Source organism: Kribbella sp. NPDC058245, from assembly GCF_042882005.1.
GTDB lineage: Bacteria > Actinomycetota > Actinomycetes > Propionibacteriales > Kribbellaceae > Kribbella.
On the sequence record NZ_JBHVWY010000016.1, the window covers coordinates 136,567 to 162,110 of the forward strand.

Here is a 25,544-nt window from a genome sequence, read left to right on the forward strand (position 1 = left end):
ATGGCCCTGGTAGAAATCCACAACCTGCACAAGTCCTTCGGCAGCAACCACGTCCTGCGCGGTATCGACTTCACCGTCGAGCAGGGCGAGGTCGTCTGCGTGATCGGACCGTCCGGCTCGGGCAAGTCGACCCTGCTGCGCTGCGTCAACCTGCTCGAGGTGCCCGAGGAAGGCCAGGTGATCGTTCGCGGTGAGGACATCACCGACCCGGACTGCCACCTGGACGCCGCTCGTGCGGGGATCGGCATGGTGTTCCAGCAGTTCAACCTGTTCCCGCACCTGAACGTGCTGACCAACTGCACGGTCGCCCAGACCACGGTCCTGAAGCGCACGCAGGCCGACGCCGACCGGATCGCCCGCGGCAACCTCGACCGGGTGGGCCTGAACGACAAGGTCACCGCGTACCCGGCCCAGCTCTCCGGCGGCCAGCAGCAGCGCGTCGCCATCGCCCGGGCACTCTCGATGGACCCGGCCCTGATGCTCTTCGACGAGCCGACCTCCGCGCTCGACCCCGAGCTCGTCGGCGACGTACTGACCGTGATGCGCAAACTCGCCCTCGAAGGGATGACGATGCTCGTCGTCACCCACGAGATGGCCTTCGCCCGCGAGGTCGCCGACCGCGTCGTCTTCATGGACGGCGGCGTGATCGTCGAGCAGGGCGCCCCCGCCGATGTCATCGGCAACCCCCAGGAGGAGCGCACCAAACTCTTCCTGAAGCGCGTCCTCGACCCCACCCACGTCCAGGACAACTGACGCATTTGGCTGCCTAGGCACCGCCCTTGGGGGTTCTGCACCGTGGTTCAGGGTGCAGAACCCCTCATTTCGGTGGCTAGCCACCGAAATGAGGGGTTCGGTGGTGACGGTGGGTAGTGGGGTGTGGACGGGATGCAGGGGATCCACTACGAATAGGTCTCCATTCGGGGGATAACGCTGCGTGCGGGGTAGCGCCCTGTGTCAAGATGCGGACCACACGGCGCCGGAATCCGGTCGGCGCCCGGTCTTGGAGGACTAGATGTCTGTCCTGCGGAGGACGCTCGTACTGTCGGGTGTCTTGGTTCTGGCTGCGGCCGGCTGCGGCTCGAACTCGCTCGAGAACAACGGTTCCGGCTCCAGCCCGAGCGCTCCCACGAGCGGACCGGCGTCCGTCGACCCGGCCTTGGCCGCCGCGCTCCCGCCGAAGATCGCCGCGGCCAAGAAGATCGTCGTCGGTGTCGACGCGAGCTACCCGCCGAACGAGTCGCTCGAGGGCGGCAAGACCGTGGTCGGGATGGACGTCGACCTGTTCAACGCCGTCGCCGCGAAGTTCGGCGTCACCGTGGACTGGCAGCCGGCCGGCTTCGACACCATCATCACCGGTGTCCAGGGCGGCAAGTACGACATGGGCATCTCGTCGTTCACGATCAACGACAAGCGCAAGCAGCAGGTCAACATGGTCAGCTACTTCAGCGCCGGCACCCTGTGGGTGACCGCGAAGGGCAACCCCAAGGGTGTCAACGCCGACGACGCCTGCGGCAAGACGGTCGCCGTCCAGAAGGGCACCACGCAACTCGAGGACGACCTGCCGAAGCGGCAGGCCAAGTGCAAGACCGACGGCAAGCCAGAGATCAAGCTGGTCGTCCGCGACAAGCAGGACCAGGCGACCGCGGACCTGGTAGCCGGCAAGGCCGACGCCATGCTCGCCGACTCCCCCGTCTCGCTGTACGCGGTCAAGCAGACCAACGGCGCCCTCGAGCAGCTCGGTGAGATCTACGACGCCGCTCCGTACGGCTACGTGATCCCGAAGGCCCAGGCCGACTTCGCGAAGGCGATCGCCGAGGCGCTGAAGGCGTCGGCCGCCGACGGTTCCTACAAGGCCGCGCTGGCCAAGTGGAACAACGAGTCGGGAGCGATCAGCGACTTCGCGGTCAACCCCTGATGAGTGCGGACACCACCTCGGACAGCACCCCGGCCGGTACGACGGACAACCGGCCGGGCGCGATCGACGCCGTACCGGTCCGGCATCCCGGCCGCTGGGTCGCGATCGCGGTGATCGCGGTCCTGGTCGCGATGCTGCTGCACCTGCTGCTCACCAACAAGGCCTTCGACTGGAAGTTCGCCTTCGAGGCGATGAACCAGAAGCCGGTGATCAACGGCTTCCTCAAGGGCACGCTGCTGGTCACCGTGCTGTCGATGGTCGTCGGTGTCGGCGGCGGGGTGCTGCTGGCCGTGATGCGGCTGTCGGACAACCCGATCCTGTCCGGGGTCTCCTGGGCGTTCACCTGGTTCTTCCGCAGCGTCCCGCGGTACCTGCTGCTGTTCACGATGGGCACGCTGGGGGTGCTCTTCCCGAACGGCGTCGCCCTCGGCATCCCGTTCGACTGGAAGATCATCGACTGGCTGGGGATGTCGGGTGACTGGCGGTTCCTGACCCTGGACGCCAACCAGGTGTTCACCGGGCTCGTCGCCGGTGTGATCGGCCTCGGGCTGTCCGAGGCAGCGTACATGGCTGAAATCGCCCGCGCCGGGATCATGTCGGTGGACAAGGGCCAGGCCGAGGCTGCCGAGGCGCTCGGGATGAGCAAGGGCAAGGCGATGCGCCGGGTCGTGCTGCCACAGGCGATGCGGGTGATCGTGCCGCCGACCGGCAACGAGACGATCGCGATGCTGAAAGATACGTCACTGCTCCTCGCCGTCCCAGTGATCGGCGAGCTGTTCTACCAGCTGCAGTCGATCGGCAGCACGTACTACAAGACGTTCCCGATCGCGGTCGCCGCGACGCTGTACTACCTGGCCGCGACCAGTGTGCTGATGGTCGGCCAGTACTTCCTCGAGCGGCGGTTCGGCCGCGGATTCGGTACGACGCCGGCGGCGCCGCGGGCGGCCCGTCCGGCCGGGGCAGGGGGTGCGTGATGACTGAGTCGTTGGTGCATGCGGTCAACGTGACCAAGTCGTTCCACCACAACGAGGTACTGAAGGGCATCGACCTCGACGTCGACGCCGGCCAGGTGGTCTGTCTGCTCGGGCCTTCGGGGTCGGGCAAGACGACGTTCCTGCGCTGTATCAACCAGCTCGAGACGATCGACGGCGGCCGGATCTGGGTCGACGGCGACCTGATGGGGTACGCCGAGCGTGGGGACAAGCTGTATCGCCTGAAGGACAAGGAGATCGCGGCGCAGCGGCGCGAGATCGGGATGGTCTTCCAGCGGTTCAACCTGTTCCCGCACATGACCGCGATCGAGAACGTGGCCGAGGCGCCGGTCCAGGTCAAGGGCGAGTCGAAGAAGGTGGCCCGCGAGCGCGCCCAGTCGCTGCTCGACCGGGTCGGGCTGGGTGACCGTTGTGCGGCGTACCCGGCGCAGTTGTCCGGTGGCCAGCAGCAACGAGTTGCCATCGCGCGAGCCCTGGCCATGCAGCCGAAGCTGATGTTGTTCGACGAACCGACCTCCGCGCTCGACCCCGAACTGGTCGGCGAGGTGCTCTCGGTGATGCGCGAACTGGCGGCCGACGGGATGACGATGATCGTCGTCACCCATGAGATGTCGTTCGCCCGCGAGGTCGCCGACACGGTCGTCTTCATGGACGGCGGCGTGGTCGTCGAGGCCGGTTCCCCGGCCGACGTGATCGGCAACCCGCAACACCAGCGCACCAAGACGTTCCTCAGCCGGCTGACGGCTGAACACTCCGGAGAGAGCCTCCGCGACGTCTGAACGCTGCTGAGGATCCCTTCAAGGGTTGGCGCCGTGCTTGAAATGCGGTGAGAGTGGTAGAAGTACGGCGTCAGGCCAAACTGGAGGAGACGAAGTGAGCAGCACGGGGCAATCCGCTGAGGTCCGCCTGAGTATCCCGGCCGACGGTGCGTACATCGCCGTCCCGCGGTCGGTGGTGGGCAACCTCGCGGCGCGCAACGACTTCACCGTCGACGCGATCGACGATCTGCGGATCGCCGTCGACGAGGCGTGCTCACTGCTGCTCCCGCAGGCCACGGACGGCGTGCTGGAGTGCGTTTTCGAGGTCGCTCCGCCGCAACTGACGGTCCGCACGAGCGCCGTCGTACCGGAGGGCTGGACGCCGGACACCACGTCGTTCGGCTGGACCGTGCTGACCGCACTGGTCGAGACCGCGGCCGTCGAGACGATCGACGGCCGGCTCACCATCACCGTGACCGCCTCCGCCAGCGTCGCGGAGAACCTGTGAACGAGCGTAGCGAGAGAACCAAAGGCAGAGCACAAATTTCTGTCAGACCGGAGCCGAGCGCCAGCGAGGCGGAGGTATGACCGACGACAGATCATCAGCTGACGACCACCCCGATCTGCGCACCCGAACAGCCACCTTCTTTGCTGCGATGCACGCGGCCGGACGCGGTACGCCGGAACACCACGCTGCTCGCGATGGCCTGGTCTCGCTGCACATGCCGCTCGTGGAGCATCTGGCCCGCCGCTTCCGCAACAGAGGCGAGCCGTACGACGACCTGGTGCAGGTCGCGACCATCGGCCTGATCAAGGCGATCGACCGGTTCGACTCCGACCGCGGGGTCGAGTTCTCGACGTACGCGACCCCGACGATTCTCGGCGAGATCAAGCGGTATTTCCGGGACAAGGGCTGGGCGATCCGGGTACCCCGGCGTCTGCAGGAGCTGCGGTTGTCGCTGACCGCGGCGACCGCCGAGCTGACCCAGGAGCTCGGCCGGGCACCGACCGTGGCCGAGCTGTCCGTGCGGTTGAGCCTGCCGACCGACCTGGTGATCGAGGGCCTCGAGTCCGCGAACGCCTACAACACCTTGTCCCTGGACGCTCCGGACCAGAACGAGTCCGACGCGACCACGGTCCTGGACGGGCTGGGCGGCGAGGACGAGGCGCTGGAGAGCGTGGAGTACCGCGAGTCGCTCAAACCCCTGCTGGCCCAGCTGGACACCCGCGAGAAGCGGATCCTGACGCTGCGCTTCTTCCGGGGGATGACGCAGTCCCAGATCGCCGAGGAGATCGGCATCTCGCAGATGCACGTCTCCCGGCTGCTCGCCCGCACTTTGACCGAACTCCGCGCCGGTCTGCTCAAGGAATAACCGCTGAAGGATTCCACTGCGGGCATTAAAGAACCGGGTGGTCTTTTTCGGGGTTGTCCGTCAAAGCCTTCGTAGATTCTTTACGAAAGACCCCGATCAGTATGGCGATCGCTGCCACCGCGAGGGCGAAGCCGACACCTCTGGTGCCGCTGCCCCAGAAGCTGTAGGCCAGTGCCAGCTGGATCAACTGGGTGAATACGGCCGGCCCGCGGCTCCAGGTCGACGCCCGGAACAGGCCGCGAGCGACCGCGCCCAGCCCCACGCCGTACAGGATGAAGAACGCGGTGACGGTGAGCCCGAGGACCAGGCGGGAGCTGTGCATCGTAAATGCTTCGACAATTCCGAGGACGACGAACACAAGCCCTTCCGCTGCGACCACCGCCGCGGCTAACTTCAATGGTCTCGGTACTACGGCAGCTGGGGAGTCGGTCGGCACTCCGTCAGCTTAATGCGCGTTGGGCCGGGGAACTCGGGCGCACGGGATGACGACCACCTCTACCCGCGCCCCGGCCGGGTGAGCGGAACCCCAGCCCCACAGGGATTCGAGGTTGTGCGTAACCAAAGCGTTGTTCCATCGGTTACTTGCAGTGAACGGGTGATTGCGAGTTCGCGCCTCTGTCCGGTTAACGGACGAGGTGGGCCGTCACGCACCGGTTCGTAGTGTTAAGGAAGTGTTGTGATCTGATCGACAACTCCAGAACCCTTGTTTCACACGCCTGAGATTGGGAACATGGAGTCGTTCGTGAAAGCGTTCACAACTAGCCACGAACATTTCAGACCCTCGCCTGACGGTCCCCTCCGTCGCGAGAAGTACGACGAGTACAGCACCCGCTGATCGGGCACAGACCTAACCGACAGCGTACTTCCACTACTGAGAGAGATGGGATTCGCCATGGATTGGCGCCACCGGGCCATTTGCCTCGATGAGGACCCGGAACTGTTCTTCCCCATCGGCAACACCGGGCCCGCGATCATGCAGATCGAGGAGGCCAAGCAGGTGTGCCGCCGGTGCGACGTGCGCGAGCAGTGCCTCGCGTGGGCACTGGAAGCCGGCCAGGACCACGGTGTCTGGGGCGGCCTGAGCGAGGACGAGCGACGCGCGCTGAAGCGCCGTAACGCCCGCCAGCGCATCCGCACCGCCTGAGCTGAGCGTTTCGTCGAGGCCCCGCGGGATCCGCGGGGCCTTTGCTGTTCAGCGGTGCGGTCAGTGGGCGACCGGAAAGTCCAGCGTCACTTGGGTTCCTGCCTTGCCGTCCCGGCGAGGGCCGAACTCCAGCGTGCCGTCGAGCTCGCCCAGCACCAGCGTGCGAACGATCGACAGGCCAAGGTTTCCGGACAGTTCGGAGTCGAAGTTCGCCGGCAGTCCCTGACCGTCGTCGACGACGGTCACATGCAACCGGCCGACTGTCCGGTCACCGGTCAGCTCGATGACTCCACTGGATTCCCCGCCGTCGCGGGTGCCGAAGGCATGTTCCACGGAGTTCTGCATGAGTTCGGTCAGCACCATCGCCAACGGCGTGGCCTGATCCGAGTCCAGGACCCCGAAACTGCCGGTACGGCGGATCTCGACCGCGGTCGCGACCGTCGACACGTCGGCCACCATCGCGGCCACCCGGTCGGCCACGTCGTCGAAGTCCACATGCTCGTCGAACGATTCGGAGAGTGTCTCGTGCACGATCGCGATCGAACCGACCCGGCGCACCGCTTCGGCCAACGCCTCCTGGGCTTCCGGCACGGTGATCCGGCGGCCCTGCATGCGCAGTAACGCGGCGACGGTCTGCAAGTTGTTCTTGACGCGATGATGAATCTCCCGGATGGTCGCCTCCTTGGTGACCAGCTCCCGTTCCCGGCTGCGCAGCTCCGTCACGTCCCGGAGCAGGATCAGAGCGCCCACGTGCTGACCGTCGGCCCGCAACGGGATCGCTCGGAGGAACAGCGTCGCGTCGGAGTTCTCGATCTCGATCTCCTGCGCCGCGCGTCCGGTCAGCACGGTCGCCAGCACGTCGTCGACCTTGCGTCCGCTATGCAGCAACTCCGCGGTGACATCTTTGAGCCGGCTGCCGACCAGATCGGTGACGAGACCCATTCGCCGGTACGCCGACAGCGCGTTGGGGCTGGCGAACGTCACCATGGCGTGCCGATCGACCCTGATGCACCCGTCCCCCACTCGGGGCGACGTGGACAGCAGCCGCTCCCCGCCGTACGGGAAGATGCCGTCGGTGATCATGCGGGCCAGATCGGTGGCACTCTGCAGGTAGGCGATCTCCAGCCGGGACGGGGTTCGGACACCGAGCAGGTTGGTGTTGCGCGCGATCACCGCGATCACGCGCGAGCCACGCCGTACCGGGATCGTCTCGACCCGCACCGGTACGTCGTCGCGCCACTCCGGGTCGCCTTCGCGGCAGATGCGGCCACCGTCGTAGGCCTGGTCCAGCAGGTGCCGGCGGCCGCGCGGGATGAAGCTGCCGACGATGTCGTCCAGGTACGCCGTTGGTCCGGTGGTCGGACGCATCTGGGCACCGGCCCAGAAGCCGAGGCCTTCGGTGTCGGGCAGCCAGAGGACCAGATCGGCGAACGACAGGTCCGCCAGCATCTGCCAGTCCGAGACGAGCAGCTGCAGGCGATCCAGGTCGGCCTGGTCCAACGTTGTGTGGTTTCTGGCCACGTCACTCAAAGACGGCACGCTGCTGATGCTACCTAGGGGTGCTTATACCTCCCCCGCCCCACCACCCCGGTCTGGCAGCTCGACATTTGGGTGTAGACAGGTGTTTGATCTCAGACGAACGGAAGGATTTTTTGGTGGAGTCGACGTACTGGCAGGACGTGATGGCCGCGGACTACGCGGTACCCCACGATCGTGCGCTGAACGACCTCACCGAAGAGCTTGTCCGCGGTCTGGCGTCGACCAACCCGCAGGTGCGCGACGCACTGGCCTATCCCACTTTGGCGACCTGGCTCGAGCGGGGCGTGTACGACGACCTGCTGCCCGGCTTCGGCGACGGCCTCTGCGCAGGCCTGTCCTACGGACTGGGTGAGGAGGGGACCGACAGCGTCTTCCGCCGGTCCTTCACCGCGCTGACGCTGGCTGAGGTCATCCACCGCGACAACGCCGAGTTCCTGGTCCACGACGAGGTGGTGATGCGCTGGGGCGACCGGCTGGCCACCTGGCTGCTGCGCGAGCGCGACCTGCGCGGGTACGTGCCGGACTGTGGCTGGGCCCATGCCGTTGCCCACGGCGCCGACGCGATCGGTGCGTTGGCCCGCTCACGGCACTGCGATGTCGGAGTGCTCCGGGCGCTGCTCGACGTACTGGCTGACCGGATCGTCAAGGACACGCAGTACCGCTGGGTGCATGAGGAGCACGACCGGGTCGCCCATGCGGTGATGACAATCCTGCACCGCAACATGTTGACGAGCGACGAGCTGGAGCGCTGGCTGAAGCCCATTGCGGCGACTGCGGCCCAGCAGCCGCTCATGCACGAGACCCTGCCCGAGTGGCCGACTCCCCCGGTGTTCAACGCCCGCGGTGTCCTGCATGTGCTGCTGAGCCAGCTGGCGATCGGTGTGAAGGGCTTCCCGATCCCTGGGGACGATGAGCTGTTCGGACGGCCCATTGAGGCCCGCGCAGACCTCCTCCTGATGCTCACCGAAGCAGTCCAGGGCTCACAGCCCTACATCTACAGGCCGGCTGCTAATCCTTCGTAGCCCAACTGGCGAGCCGTTCTGCCAGCCGGTGGACCTGGCTTCGCAGCTCGGGCGGATGCTCGATCACGAACGGCCGGTCCAGCCCGGCAAGGAGTGCGGGTACCCAGTCGAGTCGCTCGGCGTGGAGCTCGACCCGGACCTGGTTTTCCTCGAGCTGGGTGACCTGCGCCAGGCCGAGTGGCAACCTGCGCTGTACGTCGTCGACCGTGCCCCGCACGCGGACCGAGACCGCGTAGGTCCGCGGGGTCTTCGCCAAGGACTCGAGGACCGCACGGGCCGGATCGCCGACGGGTGGGTCAGTGGTTGCTGCTAGCAACGATGCCTTGGCGATCCGGTCCAGCCGGAAGGTGCGGTCGGCGGTGGCGACGTACCAGCGGCCGGCGTGCGCGACGACGCCGTACGGCGCGATGGTCCGCCAGGTGACGTGCTCGTGGCGGTCGGTGTAGGTGATCCGGACCTCCCGCTGGTCCCGCGCGGCCTCGGCGATGGTGAGCAGCACTGCGGTGTCGGTGGGCTTGGCGGACCGCCGGGGCGCGGTGAACGACGAGGTGGTGAGCAATGCGCCGAGGCGGTCGGCCAACCGGGCGGGGAGCACCCGCCGGAGCTTGGACAGCGCACTGTCGGATGCGGTCGACTCCGGCACCAGTCCGGCCCGGCCGCCAACCACCAGCCCGATCGCCACGGCGACGGCCTCGTCATCGGTCAGCATCAGCGGGGGCATCCGGTAGCCCGGTGCGAGGTGATAGCCGCCGTACCGGCCGCGAACCGACCGGACGGGGATGTCCAGGTCGGCCAGGTGCTCGGCGTACCGGCGGACTGTGCGCTCGTCGACACCGAGGCGGTCAGCCAGGTCGGCGACCCGTCGGGTGCCGCCGCCTTGGAGGAGCTCCAGGAGTGCCAGGACCCGTGCGGTGGACATTGGGTCAGAATACCGGGCAGAAGCTGTCCGGTATTAGTCCTACGGTCGGTGTATGACTACTTTTGCTTCGGTCCGCATCGCGACGGACGACGTCGACCGGCTGACCGCCTTCTACGAGCGCCTGACCGGATTCACCGCGACCCGGCCGGTCCCGGTCTTCGCCGAGATCCGCACCGCGGCCGGCACCCTCGCCATCACCAGCAGCCGGCTGACCGACCAGCTGTACGGCGCGGACGTCGTACCGGCGGCCGCGAATCGGTCGGCGATCCTGGAGTTCGAGGTGCCGGACACCGATGCCGAGTTCGCCCGGCTCGCCGACCTGGAGTTCGTTCAGACGCCGACCACGATGCCGTGGGGGAACCGGTCGGCGATGCTGCGCGACCCGGACGGGAACCTGGTGAACCTGTTTACCCGGCCCTGAGCAGCTCGTCGACCAGGGCGGTGATCGGCTCGTCCTGGGCCGCCGCGACGACTGCGGCGGCCTCGGGGCCAAGGGCGGTGCGCGCAGTCTGTTCGACGGCGTTCCTGGCCTCGATCTCGTCGGGAAGCAGCAACGGAATGCCTGTCCTGGCCCGCTGGGCTTCGGAGACTGTCACCAGCCTGAGCGCCTGCCGGTGGTGGCCGAGTGCCAGCTCGCTGGCGGCGAGGTGATCGATGCAGTCGACCATGGCATCGAGCTGGTCGAGCTGCTGGTAGATCCGCAAGGCCTCCAGAGACCGCTCGCGCAAGGCAGTCAGATCTCCCGTCTGCAGGTAGATCTGTCCGAGGTTGCTGAGGGTGCCGGCCAGGCCACGCAGGTCGTCGGCGCTGCGCCACAGTTCGCAGGAGTCCACGTACGCCTGCTCAGCCTCAGCGATCCGGCCGAGCCGGTGCAACACTCCACCAGTGATGTTGAGCGCGGTGGCGAGCAGCCTGGTGTTCCCGGTCGGCTTGGCGAGCGTGATGGCTTCCTGTCCCAGCTGCACTGCGACGTCCAGGTCGCCCAGGGCCATGTTGGTGAAGCAGAGTCCGACCAGGGCCGAGATGAGGCCTTCGGGGTCGTCGAGGCGGCGGTAGATGCGGAGAGCCTCGTCACCGAGCAGTCGCGCCCCGGCCGGGTCACCGTTGTTGCGGGTGAGCGTGGCCGCGGTCCGGAGCGCGACGGCTCGGGTCTCAGTCGGCGCCTCCTCGTCGGCGTCGAGCGCCCGGCGCAGCCACTCACGGCTTTCGGCGATCAGGCCAATGCCCGTCCAGTACCACCCAGTGGGCGCCGCGATCTCGAGAACGCGGCCGGCCTCGCCCGGGGTCCGCAAGGCCCATTCGACGGCCGCTCGCAGGTTACCCGCTTCGCTGTTCAACTCGGGGACCACCAGCTCGTGATCGGGTCCGCCGTCCCGAAAGGTCCGCGCGGCGAGTGCGGCGCACCACGTCGCGTGCCGGCCGCGGACCTCGTTCCCGCTGGCACCCAATTGCTCGAGGGCGTAGTCCCGGATGCTCTGCAGCAGCGCGAAGCGGTCGCCCTGTTCACCGGACTGGATCGTGAGCAGACTCCGCTCGCAGAGGTCGGCCAGAACCGCCTTCAGGTCCGCGGGTTCCAGCGGGACGTCAGCGCCGCAGACAACCTGTTCGGCGGCCTCCAGGGTGCAGCCGCCGACGAAGACGGAGATCCGGTAGAGAACTTCGCGGCCGATCGGATCGAGGAGCGAGCAGCTCCAGTCGATCGCGGAGCGCAGGCTGGTGTGCCGACGGCCGGCCGAGCGCATGCCGCCGACGAGCAGCCGCAACCGGTCGTCGATCCGCAGCGCCAGCTGCTCGATGGTCAGGGTCCGGGTCAGGCCGGCCGCGAGCTCGATGGCCAGCGGGAGCCGATCGACCGCCGTACAGATCTCGTCGATCAGTTGGTCATGGCCGTCGGCCGGCACCCGGCTGCGGTCCCGGAACAGGCGAGCGGCGGCCTCCCGGCCGAGCGGACCGATTGGGTGTACGTGCTCGCCGACGACGCGGACCGGCTGCTGGGAGGTCACCAGGACGGAGACCTGGTCCCCCTCGATTCCAGACAGCAGTTCTCGGACAGGCTCGACCAGGTGCTCGGCATTGTCGAGGACGAGCAGGCCGCCGGCGAGCTTCTCGACACAGCGCGCCAGCAACCCGTCCGGACCGACCTCGACGGCCACCGCCGCGGCGAGACTGGGCAGCAGCGTCTCAGCCGTGGTGATGCTGGTCAGGTCCAGCCAGTACGCCGCCCTGCCCTGCTGGCTGACGGCTGCGTCGATCTCTCTGGCCAACCGGGTCTTTCCCACTCCGGGGCCACCGGTCAGGGTAACGACGGCAGGTCTGGCCAGACGATCCAGCAGGGCGGTGAGGTCGCCGTCGCGACCAACCATCGCGGTTCCGGCGCGGGCGACCGGCGGCGCTATGGCGATCCGAGGCGACTGAACGACCGGCAGCAGGGAGGGATCCTGGCGCAGCAACTTCAGCTCGAGATCGATGGTTTCGGGCGACGGGTCAATGCCGAGCTGGTCGGCCAGAGTCGTCCGCAGCGTCGCGATCCGGGCGAGCGCATCGGCCTGCCGGCCGGCCCGGTACAGCGCGATCACCGCCAGCCCGATCAGGCGTTCGTTCAGCGGATGCTGCCGCGCTAGCTCGTCGGCCTCGGTGACCATCTCCAGGCCACGGGCCAGCCCGGCCTCGACCCGGTTCGTCTGCAGGTCGACGAAGAGGCGGTCCAGCCGGGCCGCCTCGACGGCGCCGAAGGGGATGTCGCGCAGATCCTCCAGCGCCGGACCACGCCACTGAGCGAGCGCCTCGGCCGCTGCGGCGCTCACCTTGCTGTAGTCCTGATCTCGGCGAGCAGCCTCGACCGTCGACAGCAGCCGTTCGACCTCGGCCAGGTCGGCCGGTCCGCTGGTGTCGAGGGCGTAGCCGTTCTCGGTGCGGTGGACGAGCCCGGCGTGGTCCCCGAGCGTGCGTCGCAGCCGGTGCACCAGCACCCGGAGCCGGTCCCCCGGTTTCTGCACCTGCCCGCCGCCCCACACATCCGCGGCCAGCACTCCGTCCGGCACACCATGGCCTCGGGCCAGTGCGAGTCGGACGAGCAGAGCTCGCTCACGCGGCCGGGCGACGCCGTACTGGGTGCCGCTTGCTCTGAGCAGGGTCGGGCCGAGGACCAATACGTCCACGGCTGCCCCCATGCGTCCTCCCACCCCAGAGTTCCGGTACGCACCCCCAAATCTACCTAGTGCACAAGTTCACTGCTCAGCGAGGTACGGCGACCGTCGCTACGACCGCGAGGTGATCAGTGCCCTCGATCTCGTACGTCGCGAACCGCAGCGGCTCGATCGTCCGGGTGGCCAGAACGTGGTCGATCTGGGTCCGGGCGATCGCCGGCTGGTCCGACGGCCACGTGCCCTTGAGACCGCCACCCACGGACGGCCCGACGCTGTGACAGTTCGACGCCAGGGCCCAGCGGAAGTCGGAGTGGTCCAGGGTCGCGTTGAAGTCACCGGCCACGATGGTCGGCGGATCCTGCGCACACCAGCGCCTGAGCTGGGTCAGGTCGTGCTTCCACGGCGGTACGTCGTCCGGAAGTGGCGGGTAGCCGTGGTACGCGACCAGCCGCAGCTCGCCCAGATTGCCACCGGTGATCATCAGATTGCCGAAGCTGGTCGGCAGGTCCTGCCTGACCTGGACCGCGCCCAGAGTGGGCGCCACGAGCGCACTGGTGGCGCTCTCCACGGCTTGGGTGGGCTGCTCGGTATAACCGACGTACTTGAGGTCCTCGAGCTGTGCACGGATCTCCTCGCGGACGTCGACCTGTGCCTCTGGCAACGACACCAGGTCCGGCTTGCGCTCCCGGATGAGCGCTGCGACCGCACCGGCGTTCGCACCACCGCCCAGGACGTTGGCGACCATGATCGTCAGCACTCGAGTGTCGGCAGCCGGGGTCCTCGGATCACTCGTCACCCGGGGCAGGGTCAGCCCAGCACCGACCAGGGTCAGTGCGGCGACCAGTCCGGCCGCTATCCGCCAGCCCTTCCGGATCAGCATCAGCAGGGCCACCACGAACACCAGGACGAGCCCCTGCGGCCGGAACGCGACCAGTTGGGCGAAGGGCGTGACCTCGTCGAGACCGTAGAGCTCCGGATACAGCGGGACGGCAACGATCACCAGAAAGAGCACGGACAGCACGACCCGTCGTACGAGCCATGCCTTTTCGTTATCCACGGACCACCCCGAAGCTCTAGTCGCTTGTCCGGACGAAACGGTAGCGTGCTCGGTTGCGCCCGCACTGTCCCGAGGAGGTTCGCAGTGTCCCGATTGTCCGCGGTGAAACCCGCGTACTGGATTGCCGGAGTGCTACTGGCGGTCACGGTTCTCGCACCACTCATTGTGTCGACCTATGCCAAGGCCGAGCCCCGGTTGTGGGGTTTCCCGTTCTTCTACTGGTACCAGCTGCTGTGGGTCGTGCTGTCCGTGTTCACGGTCGGTATCGCGTACAGGCTGGTCATCGGCGAGGAGCGCAAGCGGCGGGCTGCCCAGGGTCTCGGTGACCCGGACAAGCCGGCGAAGGGGGCAGAGCAGTGAACCACTCAGTCGACTGGGTGCAGTTGATCGTCGTCGTCGTGATCTTCGCCGCCGTCACGGTGATGGGCTTCATGGCGTCCCGCTGGCGTTCCTCGGGCGCGATGGACAACCTGGACGAGTGGGGTCTGGGTGGCCGCGGCTTCGGCACCTTCATCACCTGGTTCCTGCTCGGTGGCGACCTCTACACGGCGTACACGTTCATCGCCGTACCGGCCGCCATGTATGCCACCGGAGCCGTCACCGGCTTCTTCGCGGTGCCGTACACGATCGTGGTCTACCCGGTGATCTTCGTCTTCATGGCGCGGCTCTGGTCGGTCTCGCACCGGCACGGCTACGTGACGCCGGCCGACTTCGTCCGCGGCCGCTACGGCAGCCGCTGGCTGTCGCTGGCCGTCGCGCTGACCGGCATCCTGGCCACCATGCCGTACATCGCGCTGCAGCTGGTGGGTATGCAGGCGGTCTTCGAGACGATGGGCCTCGGCGGCAGCAACCTGCTGGCCAAGGACCTGCCGCTGCTGATCGCGTTCGCCGTGCTCGCGGCGTACACGTACTCCTCGGGCCTGCGGGCCCCGGCGATGATCGCGTTCGTCAAGGACGGCCTGATCTACCTGGTGATCGCCGTGGCAATCCTCTACCTGCCGCACGTGCTCGGTGGCTGGGACTCGATCTTCGGTGCCGCTCAGGAGAAGCTGGCCAAGCCCAACCCGGCGACCGGCAAGCCGGTGGGTACGTTCATTCCGGGCGCGGCCGGACATTCGGCGTACTGGACGCTGGCACTGGGCTCGGCGCTAGCACTGTTCATGTACCCGCACTCGGTGACCGCGGTCCTGTCCACCAAGAGCCGCAACATCGTCCGGCGGAACGCGGCGATCCTGCCGGCGTACTCGCTGCTGCTCGGTCTGCTCGCCCTGCTGGGCTTCATGGCCATCAAGGCGAACGTGAACATCAAGGGCCTCGACGGGCTGCCGAACCCGCAGCTGGCGATCCCGCGGCTGTTCGACCAGGAGTTCCCGTCCTGGTTCGCCGGGATCGCGTTCGCGGCGATCGCGGTCGGTGCGCTGGTGCCCGCGGCGATCATGTCGATCGCGGCGGCCAACCTGTTCACCCGCAACATCTACAAGGAGTTCATCAAGAAGGACGCGCTGCCGGCCCAGGAGGCCAAGGTCTCCAAGCTGGCCTCGCTGCTGGTGAAGTTCGGGGCACTGATCTTCGTGCTCGGGATGGACAAGACGATCTCGCTCAACCTGCAGTTGCTGGGCGGCATCTGGATCCTGCAGACGTTCCCGGCGATCGTGGTCGGCCTGTTCACCCGCTGGTTCCACAAGTGGGCGCTGCTGGCGGGCTGGGCGGTCGCGATGGTCTGGGGCACGATCGAGGCCTACAACGTGGTCAACCCGGCCACCAAGAAGCACTTCGGTGGCTCGGTCACGAACATCCCGTTCACCGATACGCAGGCCTACATCGGCCTGGTCGCGTTCGCCATCAACCTGGTGATCGTGATCGTGCTGACGCTGATCCTGCGGGCGCTCAAGATCGCGTCCGGCGAGGACTCCACGCACCCGTCGGACTACACCGCCGACAAGGGAGATCCCGGCGTACAGGACCTGCCCGACCTGCTCGACGAAGGCGGCGCGGCGACAGCCAAGTCCTAGCTTCCTTGGCTTGAACGGCGGTCCCACGGTGATGGGACCGCCGTTTTTGTTTGTGCTGACGTTACGTTTTGCCATCGTATCGACACGCTGCGCAGTCAGCTTGCCCGAATTCGGGCCGTCGGAACGGCAGAATCGCGAGCGTGTTGCTGGTCCTCCTCGTCATGGCGCTCGCCGCCCTCGCGGCGCTCGCCACGGGCGGACGCCTCGGTCGCCTTGCCGACAACACCCTGACCGGCCTGCACTGGCTCGCCGCAGCCGCCATCGGCCAGCTCCTCGGCGCCCTCTTCGGCGGTACGGCGTACCCGGTCGGCCTGATCGGCTCAGCCGTCTGCATCGCCGTCTTCCTGCGCGAGAACCTCCGCCGCCCCGGCGTCGGCCTGCTTGCCCTCGGCTTCTTCTCCAATGCCGCCGTCGTCGCCCTCAACGGCGCCATGCCCGTCTCAGCCGCCGCTCTGGCCCGCGCAGGCCTCCCGACTGGTGTAGTGACCGACCAGCGCCACGAGCTCGTCACAGCCACCACCACGTGGCCCTGGCTGGGCGACGTCGTACCGGTCGCCCTGCCCGGCCTCGGCCAGGCCGTCAGCCCCGGCGACGTCCTGATCGCCGCCGGCGCAGGGCTCCTCCTGTACGTCGGCATGGGCGGCTCGGGCCGTGTCCCCACCAGCGACGCCCCCACCTGGGACGAACTGTCAGAACCGGAAGCCGCGCCCAATCACCCGTCGGAGTGAGTCGACCACCACCGGGTCGTACTCAGCCCCGATCCCCAACCCGATCGACTCCATCGCCTTGTCCGGCGACTGCCCGCCGCTCTCCCCCACCAACTGCTCGTAGGCGAGCGCCACATTCACGATCCCGCTCTCGACCGGAATCTCGGCGTTATTGGCGCGCCCATGCCGGTAAGGATCATTCGAGTGCCGCACGATCTCCGCCACATGATCCAGCACCCCCGACCGCTCGATCACGGACGCCCCGATCTCCGCCGCCCGCTGCCGCTCCTCCCGCGTCCGGAGGAGACTCGCCCCACCCGGACTAGGATCCGCCAACGCCAACTGCCCAACCCCGGACAACAAAGCGGCGTACTCCAGAGCCTCCATCCGAGCCGGCGTCAGTCCGAGGTCGTAGCCCATGGCGACGGCCAACTGCGATGTCCGCCCGTTCTGCCCGGGACTACTGAAGCCGGCGATCTCCGTGCTGCGGGACATCGAACGCACGGTGGTCCGGTACGTCCGTTGTGCTGATGCATACCGCCGGAACGCGAACTGCGTCAGCAGCAGCGGTACGACGACCAGCGGCGGCCCCCAGAGACCGAGCAACGACGTACTGATCGCCAGCAGGATGCCGCTGATCGCCATCGCCATCCCGATCCGGGCCGCGACTACCACCTCATCGCGAAGGGCCGCAGGGAAGGGCTGGTTGAACTTCTCGGTGGCCTGCCCGGCACCGACCAGGGCGTCCATCACAGCCGCAGTGAGAACCGCCAGCAGCATCGTCCCGGTCAGAGCGATCGCCGCCAGCCAACTGCCGTCCCAGTACAGATCGGACGGCGTCACTGCGATGAAGACCGCAGCGGCTGCGGCCACCGACAGCATCCGCCGCGACGACACCACCAGATCCCAGCGCAGGCCCGCCAGCATCCGGGGCAGGATCCCCACCAGAGTTGCGACGCCTGCGACGGCCACGACCTGCGCGAGGCTGGGAGGAATAGATACCTCCGGGGGGCGGAGCAGGACATACCCCAGGGCGGCACTGGTCGCGATCGGCGCCCGGTTGCGGCTCCGGTCGACCCTGAACTGCACCATCTCACCGATCGCGATCAGTACGGCGAAAGTCAACGCGTAGGCCCATTCGGTGACACCCTGTCGAACCGTCAGGGCAAGCGCCGTGACGCCGAGCACCCCACCGGCCACGACAATCACGGCGCCACTGCCCAGGCGACGCATCTCGACGCGCTCCGACGTGACCACCTACGCCTCCGGTCCGGCCGCGGACCCGGAGGCGCCGCCGCCGCTGCCGAGGCTGAGGTCGTCGTGGTCGATCGCGGCCCGCACGGTCTCGTCGGGGGCCGGCTGATCGGCGGCGGCCGCCTTCCAGCCGTCGCGGCGGATGACCTCGACGAAGGAGTCGACGAGCTGCGGATCGAAGTGGGTGTAGCGATCCTGCAGGAGGATCTGCAGCGTCTCCTCGACGCTTCGCGCCGGACGGTAGGAGCGGGTCGAGGTGAGGCAGTCGAACGCATCGACGATGCCGATGATGCGGGCGAAGTACGGGATGTTGGTTCCGCTCAGTCCGGCCGGATAGCCGGTGCCGTCGTACTTCTCGTGGTGGTGCAGGACAGCGGACTTGACCTCTTCGAGGAACGGGATGTTCCCGATCAGCTCGACCCCGCGGGCTGGGTGCAGCCGGATCGCGTCCATCTCGGAATCGTCGAGACGTCCGGGCTTCTGGATGATCCTGGTCGGTACGCCGACCTTGCCGACGTCGTGCAGCAGACCGGCGTGCTCGAGCGCGAGCTGCCGGTCCTCATTGAGCTGGAGCTGCCGGCCGAGCATGCCGACGCCGTCACTGACCCGCTCCGAATGACCGCGGGTGTAGAGGTCTTTGGTCTCGATGACCTGGATGAATGCACGCATCGTCGCCGCCTGGGCATTGCGTTCCGCCTCGTACAGCGACAGGGCCCACCTGGCAACGATCAGCGGTACGAGGACCAGCAGGACTGCGATCGGGCCGAGGCCACCGATCCAGACCACTGCCAGCAGGATGCCGAGCAGGCCGTAGCCGGTCATCGGCAGCGCCGTCGCACCGGCGACCTTCCGGAGGAACATCAGCGGCGTGGGGCCGCTGCCGTCGAGCCACAGCACCAGGCACATCAACGCGGCATTGACAGTCAGCCAGGAAACGATCGCGGCGAAGCCGGAAACCGTTGCATGCCCTGGTGCGTCCAACACGGCGTCACCACGGACGCCCCCCGTCGTGACGTACACGAATCCGGCAGCGGTGGCGCACAGAACAGCCTGCGCGCCATTGAAAACCCGCCGCATCAAGGGCAAACGACGATCTTGGGTCAAGGGCAGCAGGACCGCCACGATGACGGTGGCCGCAGGCCCTGACAACAACAGAAGAGCAATGCAGACCACGTGATCCAGGACGGCCCGCACGGGACCGACCCTCGAGCGCAGCACGACGCTCATCAGCAGGAGCAGACCCAGTGTCACAGTCGGCACATCGATACGGGTCTTGAACAACGCAACAACGACAACCAGTGTGGCGGCGGCTGTACAGATCGCCACCGTCAGGCGAAGGGGCCAACGGCTGGTCACCGCTGAACTCTAACCTTCACCACTCCCAACCTTGAGTACCAAGCATGAAAAAGTCACCTCCGATCAGCGGACGCAGTCTTGTCACCCGTCGGCGACGGGGACAGGGGGGCTAGACAGCACATCGCTGACTCGACTGAATTTTGCTCGAACCGGCCGCGCCGAAACACTGTAAGCCAGACTGTGACCCCCCGCCGGACACGAGCAACTGTGCGTGGTATGAGAGACTGTGACTCTTTGCAGTTGTTTCTAGGAGGCTTTGAAATGGGCAAGACCGGCCGCAAGCGTCGTGCGCGCAAGAAGAAGGGCGCGAACCACGGTAAGCGCCCCAACGCCTGAACGCAGGCGACTACGCAAAGCGAGGACCCCGGCCGAAAGCCGGGGTCTTTGCAATTTGGTCACAACGCACGCCAGACCAGCTTTCTCACAGGTCCCGTATTCGGAGCGTCTCCGTTCGCACACCGAATGCGATCTTCAAACGATCGTTGGGCTATTCTTTTGCACGAAATCGTGCGGAACGCCGGGCACCCCTGCCGGCCCGGGACAGGCCGCTCGGCGACGCGTGTGTGGATAACTTCAGCGGACCGTCGGTGCGGCCTCCTATTGTTAGCCCCGGACCACCCGCCCTGGCCGTCACCCAGGAGTGGGCTGATTGCAGAAGGGAGGTGGGTCAGCTGACCGACGAGAGCTTGAGTGATCTGCTACGCAAGTACCGGGGACGGGCCGGGCTGACCCAGGCCGCACTTGCGGCCAAGGCCGGATTGAGCGACCAGGCCATCAGCGTCCTCGAACGCGGAACCCGCCGTCGCCCACGCATCGACACCATCCGCGCCCTGATCAAGGTGCTTCGCCTCGACAAGGACGAGGCTGCCGAGTTCCTGGCCGTTGCGCGAGGCAAGAGTCAGCCGGCCGAGCAGCCCGAGGTTGCGCCTGTGGTGGCGGATACATTGCCGGTTCCTTGGCAGTTGCCTCCGGCGGTGTCGGACTTCACCGGGCGAACTGCCCAGATCGAGGCAATTCTCGACGTACTGCGGCTGCCCGAGGGCGTGGCCGGTGCGACGGTCGGCCTGGTTGCGGTCACCGGGATGGGCGGAATCGGCAAGACCACCTTGGCGGTTCATGCCGCGCACAAGTTGGTCGCCAGTTATCCCGACGGTCATCTTTATGTGAATCTTCGCGGCTACGGCCCGGGGAAGCCGATGTCGATCGCCGATGCGTTGCGGCATCTGTTGCGGTCGCTCGGTCTGGAGTTGCATCTGATTCCGGACGACGTCGAAGAAGCGTCCGCACTGCTGCGGTCCCAACTGTCCGGGCGCCGCTTTCTGCTGTTCCTGGACAATGCCGCCGATATCCAGCACGTCATGCCGTTGCTGCCCGGAAGCCCGGGGTCGGCCGCGATCATCACCAGTCGTGGCTCGCTGGCGAACCTTCCAGGTGCTCGTCAGGTGCGGCTGGATGCGTTGTCCGAATCGGAGTCAGTGGAGCTGCTGGCCGGTGTCGTTGGTCCCGGCCGGGTGGCAGCCGAGCCGCAGGCTGCGGAGGTGCTGGCGTCCTTCACCGGCCGGCTGCCACTGGCGGTCCGGTTGATCGGTGGCCGGCTGGCTGCCCGGCCGAGCTGGCCGATCCAGCACCTGGTCGATCTCCTCGGGGACGAGAACCATCGACTGGACAGTCTCGGCTCCGACGAGACCGGTGTCCGGGCCAACATCGCCAGCTCCTTCGAGTTCCTCGAGACCAGCGATCGCCCACTCGACCGCGAGGCCGTCCACGCGCTCCCATTGCTGAGCATCCCGGACGGCCCGGATCTGCAGACCTTCGTCGTCGCCAGGCTGCTCGACGTACCCGTCCGCAAGGCGGATGCGATCCTCGAGCGGCTCGTCGACCTGAACCTGCTCGAGTCGGTGTCCCCCGAGCGCTACCGCTTCCACGACCTCATCCGCGCCTACGCCCGCGAGATCGCCGAAGCCACGCTGTCACCGGCCGAGAGCGATGCCGCCCTCGAGCGCGTCATCCGCTTCTACATCGGCTTCGCCTGGGCCTGCCAGGCCAAGAGCCACCACTCGAGCCCGCGGCTGGATCTGGCCACCGTTTCGCATGTGCCGCCACCGGCCGTCACCAATGTCCTCAAGGCCCTGCAGTGGCTCGACTCGGAGCAGCTCAACCTGCTCGACCGCTGGCAGCAGCTGCTGGCGTCGAGCCTGGCCACGTCCGCGCTCGTCCCCGAACTGGTGCTTTCGTTGTTCGGCTACCAGGAGTCCCGGTCGCGCTGGGTGGAGATGCGCGAGATGCACCGGGACGCGGTCCAGCTGGCCGAGAAGGTCGGCCTGCCGTTGATGGCGGCCTGGCTGCAGCATGACAGCGCGATCCCCGAGGTCGAGAACGGGAGCTTCGATGTCGGGCTGGCCCATCTCCTCAAGGCCCTCGACATGTTCCGGGTACTCGGCGACCTTCGCGGGCAGGCGCGCTGCGCCAGCTCGGCCACACACGTTCTCGGCCGGCTCAATCGCATCGACGAGGCGCTCGAACTGGGCAACGAGTCGCTGCGCGTCAGCCAGCAGATTGGCGACAAGACCGTCGTCGGCGTCGCCCACGTCGCGCTCGGTGGGCTCTACGATCGCAGCGGCCGCTTCGCGCAGGCCGACGAATCCTTCCAGCGCGGTATCGACCTCGCCGAGCAGACCGGCGACCTCAGGTCGATCGGCAAGCGCTACCTCAACACCGGTTTCTCACACTTCCTGGTCGGCCGCACTGACGACGCCATTGCTCCGCTGCTGCGGAGCATCGAGGTCGGCAGGCAAATGGGGAACGACGAGCTGGAATCGCAGGGCTGGCAGTGCCTCGCGGCCGTCTATGCAATCCAGGGGCACTACCAGGAGGCTCACGACGGGATCGACGAAGGCCTGCGGCTCGTCCGCAAGCACCGCAACCGGCTGCGCGAGGGCACGTTCCTGCTGGAGCACGGGAAGGTCAGCGCGGCCGCAGGCGACTTCCCGGCTGCCACCGGCCACATACGCTCCGCCTTGCCGATCCTGCAGACAACCTCACCGCGGCTGGTAGCCGTTGCGCAGGATCTCCTCGGCACGATCCGCCGCGGCAGCCCCTATACCTACGCCTACGACGAGACCCAGCAGAGCTGAGAGTCAGTCCGTGGTGATGATCGTCGTCTCTACCTGGACCTGGGTGAGGCGGAGGAGGATCTTCTGCCGCAGGGCCTCGGGGGCGTGGTCGGAGCCGCAGGAGCGGTGGACCAACTTCTTGATGCAGCGCTCGAGGTCGTACTCGTCGAGGCAGGGGGCGCATTCCTCGAGGTGCTGGCGGATCTCCTCGGTGCTGGCGCCTTCGATCTCGTTGTCGATGAAGACGTAGACCCGCTGGAGGATCTCGTTGCAGTCGACATCGTGGTCCTCGCCGCAGCTCACGACTCCTCCTTCTTCGCGGTCGCGTCGTCGTCCGAACCGGCGATCAGGCCGCGGTCACGGGCGTAGTCGGCCAGCAGCTCGCGCAGCTGGCGCCGGCCACGGTGCAGACGTGACATCACGGTGCCGACCGGCGTACCCATGATGTCGGCGATCTCCTTGTAGGCAAAGCCCTCGACGTCGGCCAGGTACACGGCCAGCCGGAAGTCTTCGGGGATCGACTGCAGTGCCGACTTCACGTCGGAGTCGGGCAGGTGCTCGAGAGCGACCGCCTCGGCCGACTTCAGTCCGCCCGGGGTGTGGGACTCGGCGGCGGTGAGCTGCCAGTCCTCGATCTCCTCGGTCGGTGACTGCGTGGGCTGGCGCTGCCGCTTGCGGTAGCCGTTGATGAACGTGTTGGTCAGGATCCGGTACAGCCACGCCTTCAGGTTGGTCCCGGGCGTGAACTGGTGGAAGGAGCTGTACGCCTTCGCGAAGGTGTCCTGGACCAGGTCCTCGGCGTCGGACGGATTACGCGTCATCCGCATCGCCGCGGCGTACATCTGATCGAGGAACGGCAGCGCCTCGCGCTCGAAGCGCGCGGTCCGCTGCTCGGGTGTCTCGGTGGTCGTCGGTGTCGGCATCGTGATCGAGAATACCGGGCCCATCCCAGTGTTCCGCGCCGGAGCCAGACTCGTTGCCGTCATGCTCATCACAACAAGCCCCGGTACGGCGTAATTCCCGCTACCGGGCGCTCAGCGACTGACCACTATCCGGACACCTCGCGGACGACCCACTCGAACACAGCTTCGACCAGAAGCTCGTAGGACTCGTCCTGCGTCAGCTCAGCCTTCTTCGGGACCTTGAACGAGTGGTCCGCATCCGGGACGACGGCCATCTCGGTCAGCGGCGGGAACTCCTCGGGCGTCCCAAAGGTGTCCCGCTCCCCCTGTACGACGAACGTCGGCAACCCCGTCCCCCGCAGCTCATCGACTCGCGACTTCTCCGGCTTGCCCGGTGCATGCAGCGGAAAAGCTAACGCCAGTACGCCGGATGCTCCGAGACTGCTCGCGGTCCGACAAGCCACCCGCGCGCCCGCACTTCGCCCACCGATCACCAGCGGGGTGCGGATCCGCAGCTGCCCGACGATCGCGATCCAGGCCTCGTCGAGGATCTTCGGCGCCGGCGCCAGCTTCTTGCCGGCCCGCTTCCACGGCTGCTCGATCAGAAAGACATTGATGTCCTGCTTGGGCAGTCGCGCCGCCAACGCGGCCAGATCAGGAGCCTCGATTCCCCCACCGGCCCCATGACCGAGCGCCAGCGTCGCCACCGGCCGCCGAGCCCGGTGCGCCACGATCCGCGCTTCCCCGTGCGGGGTCCCCACAATTCGTTCGTCGGTCACCCGCCCCATCCTGTCATCCATACGCAGGAACGCAGCACAACCGCCGACGCGGGTCGGACCCAGGACGCACCTTGAGCACGGTTCAACCACTCCGACCGATGAAACATGGTCAACCGGTGCTCAAGGTCGCGCACGCAGCCCACCTTGAGCACGGATCAACCATTCCCGCAGGCAGATCGCGGTTGAACGGTGCTCAAGGTGCTGAGCTAACAGCGAGTGGGGCCACCGCGCCTTGGCAACCCCGTCGGCCAGCTCCCGCTATCGGCGTACCGACCAACGGGTAGTAGTGGGCTGGCCACTACCGATCGCAGGCGTGACCTGCTCGCCCGGATCGACCGGGCAAGCGACTACTACCCGTCCGTCGGCACACCCTGGCCGATCGGCACAGCAGCAGCCGACGGATGGTGCCCGGAGATCAGCTATCCCCGGGCACCACATGTGGCAGGAGACAGTTAAGCCGGGCCGGGGACCTGTGGTGCGAGGTCTCCGGCCACCGGTACCTGTCTCCAGCCATCACTTCCGACGTCCAGCCATCAGTGGCGACGTCCGGCCATCAGTTGTGGCTGGGGCCGGAGGGGACAGTTGTGAGGTTCGACGGTGGGCTGGGTTAGAACAGCGTCGTACCGTCTTCGCCGCCGACTGGGGGTGTGCCGTCGGGCGGCAGGGGGTCGAGCAGGTGGGGGCCGTTGTTGCGGACCGAGCCGACGGCTGTGGAGACGGCGTAGGCCTCGAGGCGGCCGGGTGCCGCGGGGACCAGTAGGCCGAGAAGGTCGTCGGGGTCGGACGACAACGGGTCGAGCCAGGCGTCGTACCGGTCGCGCTCGACGAGGAGGGGCATCCGGTCGTGAATGCGGCCGAGGTCGTCGGTGGCGGAGGTGGTGAGGACGGTGCAGGTCCAGAGCCAGGCCTCGTCGGACTCGGCGTCGGCGACCGTCTTGTCGCGCCAGATCTCGTAGAGGCCGGCCATCGCGAGGATGCCGCCGTCGGCGGGATGGATGAAGTACGGCTGCTTGACCGGCTTGCCGTCCTTCTTCTCCTCGGCCGTGTACCACTCGTAGTAGCCGTCGGCCGGCAGGATGCAGCGCCGGGACGCGAAGGCCTTCTTGAACGCCGGCTTCCCGGCGACCGTCTCCATCCGCGCGTTGATCAGCCGCGACGCGATCGTGGTGTCCTTGGCCCAGGACGGCACCAGCCCCCACTTGACCGTGGTGAGCTTGCGGACCGTCTCGTCGGGCACCTCGCGGTTCTTCCGCTCGACGACCGCGATCACCTCGTTGGTCGGCGCGACGTTGTAGTTCTCGCCGAGCTCCTCGACCGACTCGCGCACATTGCCCGCCTGGATCTCGAACTCCTCGACGAGATCGGACGGGCTCCGGCTGGACGCATACCTACCGCACATACCGACAGCCTAGACACGGTGACCGACAAAACTGGACAGCAACAAGCGGTAGTGGGGGGGGGAACCCCCCACGGGGGAGGCGAGGCCAAGCCAGAGGAGTCCGGCGGCCCCCCGCCTTTGGGCCGATGGAAACGAGTGGGGGGGGGCAAATTCTCTC

At 67.3% G+C, this 25,544-nt stretch carries 25 protein-coding genes; 14 read left to right on the forward strand and 11 right to left on the reverse strand.

All coding sequences use genetic code 11. From position 1 onward, the window contains the following. The 6 genes from ACFVWG_RS32050 (at position 1) to ACFVWG_RS32075 (ending at position 5,038) form a co-directional block, all read left to right on the forward strand. Positions 1-753 (forward strand): amino acid ABC transporter ATP-binding protein, encoded by a 753-nt coding sequence (locus tag ACFVWG_RS32050; protein ID WP_391547193.1) that lies wholly within the window; start codon positions 1-3, stop codon positions 751-753. Positions 754-1,012: 259 nt separating this feature from the next. Beyond that, the gene (locus tag ACFVWG_RS32055; RefSeq protein WP_391547194.1) at positions 1,013-1,915 is read left to right on the forward strand and encodes an ABC transporter substrate-binding protein; all 903 of its coding nucleotides are present in this window, start codon (positions 1,013-1,015) and stop codon (positions 1,913-1,915) included. Beyond that, positions 1,915-2,889 carry an amino acid ABC transporter permease gene (locus tag ACFVWG_RS32060; RefSeq protein WP_391547195.1) on the forward strand — a complete coding sequence of 325 codons (975 nt, stop codon included), beginning with the start codon at positions 1,915-1,917 and terminating at the stop codon, positions 2,887-2,889. Before ACFVWG_RS32055 ends, ACFVWG_RS32060 begins: the two co-directional genes overlap by 1 nt. Further along, positions 2,889-3,686 carry an amino acid ABC transporter ATP-binding protein gene (locus tag ACFVWG_RS32065; RefSeq protein ID WP_391547196.1) on the forward strand — a complete coding sequence of 266 codons (798 nt, stop codon included), beginning with the start codon at positions 2,889-2,891 and terminating at the stop codon, positions 3,684-3,686. Before ACFVWG_RS32060 ends, ACFVWG_RS32065 begins: the two co-directional genes overlap by 1 nt. Before the next feature lie 94 nt (positions 3,687-3,780). Next, on the forward strand, positions 3,781-4,173 hold the full coding sequence (locus ACFVWG_RS32070) for an ATP-binding protein (RefSeq protein WP_391547197.1): 393 nt from the start codon (positions 3,781-3,783) through the stop codon (positions 4,171-4,173). 76 nt (positions 4,174-4,249) lie between these two features. Then, on the forward strand, positions 4,250-5,038 hold the full coding sequence (locus ACFVWG_RS32075; protein WP_391547198.1) for an RNA polymerase sigma factor SigF: 789 nt from the start codon (positions 4,250-4,252) through the stop codon (positions 5,036-5,038). A 25-nt stretch (positions 5,039-5,063) separates the two neighbouring features. Here the strand turns inward: ACFVWG_RS32075 and ACFVWG_RS32080 are convergent, their stop codons facing one another. Next, the gene (locus tag ACFVWG_RS32080) at positions 5,064-5,396 is read right to left on the reverse strand and encodes a hypothetical protein (protein WP_391547199.1); all 333 of its coding nucleotides are present in this window, start codon (positions 5,394-5,396) and stop codon (positions 5,064-5,066) included. Between the two features lie 534 nt (positions 5,397-5,930). Here ACFVWG_RS32080 and ACFVWG_RS32085 point away from each other — a divergent pair. Continuing rightward, complete coding sequence (locus ACFVWG_RS32085) at positions 5,931-6,182, forward strand: WhiB family transcriptional regulator (protein WP_132169366.1); 252 nt, start codon at positions 5,931-5,933, stop codon at positions 6,180-6,182. Between the two features lie 60 nt (positions 6,183-6,242). On the opposite strand, the gene ACFVWG_RS32090 is transcribed toward ACFVWG_RS32085, so the two are convergent. After that, positions 6,243-7,721, reverse strand: a complete 1,479-nt coding sequence (locus ACFVWG_RS32090; protein ID WP_391547200.1) for a sensor histidine kinase — start codon at positions 7,719-7,721, stop codon at positions 6,243-6,245. Positions 7,722-7,837: 116 nt separating this feature from the next. Between ACFVWG_RS32090 and ACFVWG_RS32095 the strand changes: the two genes are divergently transcribed. Next, entirely contained in the window at positions 7,838-8,743 is a 906-nt protein-coding gene (locus ACFVWG_RS32095) for a DUF2785 domain-containing protein (RefSeq protein WP_391547201.1), read from the forward strand. On the opposite strand, the gene ACFVWG_RS32100 is transcribed toward ACFVWG_RS32095, so the two are convergent. Beyond that, entirely contained in the window at positions 8,730-9,662 is a 933-nt protein-coding gene (locus ACFVWG_RS32100; protein WP_391547202.1) for a helix-turn-helix transcriptional regulator, read from the reverse strand. The genes ACFVWG_RS32095 and ACFVWG_RS32100 overlap by 14 nt on opposite strands. Before the next feature lie 52 nt (positions 9,663-9,714). Here ACFVWG_RS32100 and ACFVWG_RS32105 point away from each other — a divergent pair, with 52 nt between their 5' ends. Then, a complete protein-coding gene (locus ACFVWG_RS32105) occupies positions 9,715-10,083 on the forward strand; it encodes a VOC family protein (protein WP_391547203.1) in 369 nt (122 codons plus the stop codon). Here ACFVWG_RS32105 and ACFVWG_RS32110 read toward each other — a convergent pair. Both ACFVWG_RS32110 and ACFVWG_RS32115 read right to left on the reverse strand, forming a co-directional pair. Next, positions 10,070-12,832: a BTAD domain-containing putative transcriptional regulator gene (locus tag ACFVWG_RS32110; protein ID WP_391547204.1), complete on the reverse strand. Its 2,763-nt coding sequence runs from the start codon at positions 12,830-12,832 to the stop codon at positions 10,070-10,072. The genes ACFVWG_RS32105 and ACFVWG_RS32110 overlap by 14 nt on opposite strands. Before the next feature lie 64 nt (positions 12,833-12,896). Then, positions 12,897-13,865 (reverse strand): endonuclease/exonuclease/phosphatase family protein, encoded by a 969-nt coding sequence (locus ACFVWG_RS32115; protein WP_391547205.1) that lies wholly within the window; start codon positions 13,863-13,865, stop codon positions 12,897-12,899. Between the two features lie 84 nt (positions 13,866-13,949). On the opposite strand from ACFVWG_RS32115, the gene ACFVWG_RS32120 reads away from it, so the two are divergent. The 3 genes from ACFVWG_RS32120 to ACFVWG_RS32130 all read left to right on the forward strand — a co-directional run bounded on the left by ACFVWG_RS32120 (position 13,950) and on the right by ACFVWG_RS32130 (position 16,605). Next, a complete protein-coding gene (locus ACFVWG_RS32120) occupies positions 13,950-14,225 on the forward strand; it encodes a DUF3311 domain-containing protein (protein WP_391547206.1) in 276 nt (91 codons plus the stop codon). Positions 14,226-14,287: 62 nt separating this feature from the next. Next, entirely contained in the window at positions 14,288-15,877 is a 1,590-nt protein-coding gene (gene mctP / locus ACFVWG_RS32125; protein WP_391547281.1) for a monocarboxylate uptake permease MctP, read from the forward strand. 140 nt (positions 15,878-16,017) lie between these two features. Further along, positions 16,018-16,605 (forward strand): DUF5317 domain-containing protein, encoded by a 588-nt coding sequence (locus ACFVWG_RS32130; protein ID WP_391547207.1) that lies wholly within the window; start codon positions 16,018-16,020, stop codon positions 16,603-16,605. Here ACFVWG_RS32130 and ACFVWG_RS32135 read toward each other — a convergent pair. Together ACFVWG_RS32135 and ACFVWG_RS32140 are read right to left on the reverse strand one after the other, a co-directional pair. After that, positions 16,567-17,841, reverse strand: coding sequence for an HD-GYP domain-containing protein (locus ACFVWG_RS32135; RefSeq protein ID WP_391547208.1), 1,275 nt, complete (start codon positions 17,839-17,841; stop codon positions 16,567-16,569). The two genes, ACFVWG_RS32130 and ACFVWG_RS32135, sit on opposite strands and share 39 nt — an antisense overlap. After that, positions 17,842-19,194, reverse strand: a complete 1,353-nt coding sequence (locus ACFVWG_RS32140) for an HD-GYP domain-containing protein (protein ID WP_391547209.1) — start codon at positions 19,192-19,194, stop codon at positions 17,842-17,844. It lies immediately after the preceding gene. A gap of 261 nt (positions 19,195-19,455) precedes the next feature. On the opposite strand from ACFVWG_RS32140, the gene ACFVWG_RS32145 reads away from it, so the two are divergent. After that, positions 19,456-19,530, forward strand: coding sequence for a 50S ribosomal protein bL37 (locus ACFVWG_RS32145; protein ID WP_369759046.1), 75 nt, complete (start codon positions 19,456-19,458; stop codon positions 19,528-19,530). Between the two features lie 326 nt (positions 19,531-19,856). After that, positions 19,857-22,328: an ATP-binding protein gene (locus ACFVWG_RS32150; protein WP_391547210.1), complete on the forward strand. Its 2,472-nt coding sequence runs from the start codon at positions 19,857-19,859 to the stop codon at positions 22,326-22,328. Between the two features lie 3 nt (positions 22,329-22,331). On the opposite strand, the gene rsrA is transcribed toward ACFVWG_RS32150, so the two are convergent. From rsrA to ACFVWG_RS32170, 4 genes are all read right to left on the reverse strand, one after another. Then, positions 22,332-22,610 (reverse strand): mycothiol system anti-sigma-R factor, encoded by a 279-nt coding sequence (gene rsrA / locus ACFVWG_RS32155; protein ID WP_391547211.1) that lies wholly within the window; start codon positions 22,608-22,610, stop codon positions 22,332-22,334. Further along, the gene (locus tag ACFVWG_RS32160; RefSeq protein ID WP_391547212.1) at positions 22,607-23,230 is read right to left on the reverse strand and encodes a sigma-70 family RNA polymerase sigma factor; all 624 of its coding nucleotides are present in this window, start codon (positions 23,228-23,230) and stop codon (positions 22,607-22,609) included. Before ACFVWG_RS32160 ends, rsrA begins: the two co-directional genes overlap by 4 nt. Before the next feature lie 125 nt (positions 23,231-23,355). Then, positions 23,356-23,997, reverse strand: coding sequence for an alpha/beta family hydrolase (locus ACFVWG_RS32165; protein ID WP_391547282.1), 642 nt, complete (start codon positions 23,995-23,997; stop codon positions 23,356-23,358). 598 nt (positions 23,998-24,595) lie between these two features. Then, positions 24,596-25,387, reverse strand: coding sequence for an SOS response-associated peptidase (locus ACFVWG_RS32170; protein ID WP_391547213.1), 792 nt, complete (start codon positions 25,385-25,387; stop codon positions 24,596-24,598). Positions 25,388-25,544: the final 157 nt, after the last annotated feature.

Bases quoted from the DNA above. Each gene is read 5' to 3' on its own strand.
- ACFVWG_RS32050 (WP_391547193.1), top strand. From the start codon at position 1: ATGGCCCTGGTAGAAATCCACAACCTGCACAAGTCCTTCGGCAGCAAC.
- ACFVWG_RS32055 (WP_391547194.1), top strand. From the start codon at position 1,013: ATGTCTGTCCTGCGGAGGACGCTCGTACTGTCGGGTGTCTTGGTTCTG.
- ACFVWG_RS32060 (WP_391547195.1), top strand. From the start codon at position 1,915: ATGAGTGCGGACACCACCTCGGACAGCACCCCGGCCGGTACGACGGAC.
- ACFVWG_RS32065 (WP_391547196.1), top strand. From the start codon at position 2,889: ATGACTGAGTCGTTGGTGCATGCGGTCAACGTGACCAAGTCGTTCCAC.
- ACFVWG_RS32075 (WP_391547198.1), top strand. From the start codon at position 4,250: ATGACCGACGACAGATCATCAGCTGACGACCACCCCGATCTGCGCACC.
- ACFVWG_RS32085 (WP_132169366.1), top strand. From the start codon at position 5,931: ATGGATTGGCGCCACCGGGCCATTTGCCTCGATGAGGACCCGGAACTG.
- ACFVWG_RS32100 (WP_391547202.1), bottom strand. From the start codon at position 9,662: ATGTCCACCGCACGGGTCCTGGCACTCCTGGAGCTCCTCCAAGGCGGC.
- ACFVWG_RS32105 (WP_391547203.1), top strand. From the start codon at position 9,715: ATGACTACTTTTGCTTCGGTCCGCATCGCGACGGACGACGTCGACCGG.
- ACFVWG_RS32110 (WP_391547204.1), bottom strand. From the start codon at position 12,832: ATGGGGGCAGCCGTGGACGTATTGGTCCTCGGCCCGACCCTGCTCAGA.
- mctP (WP_391547281.1), top strand. From the start codon at position 14,288: ATGGGCTTCATGGCGTCCCGCTGGCGTTCCTCGGGCGCGATGGACAAC.
- ACFVWG_RS32160 (WP_391547212.1), bottom strand. From the start codon at position 23,230: ATGCCGACACCGACGACCACCGAGACACCCGAGCAGCGGACCGCGCGC.
- ACFVWG_RS32165 (WP_391547282.1), bottom strand. From the start codon at position 23,997: ATGGGGCGGGTGACCGACGAACGAATTGTGGGGACCCCGCACGGGGAA.
- ACFVWG_RS32170 (WP_391547213.1), bottom strand. From the start codon at position 25,387: ATGTGCGGTAGGTATGCGTCCAGCCGGAGCCCGTCCGATCTCGTCGAG.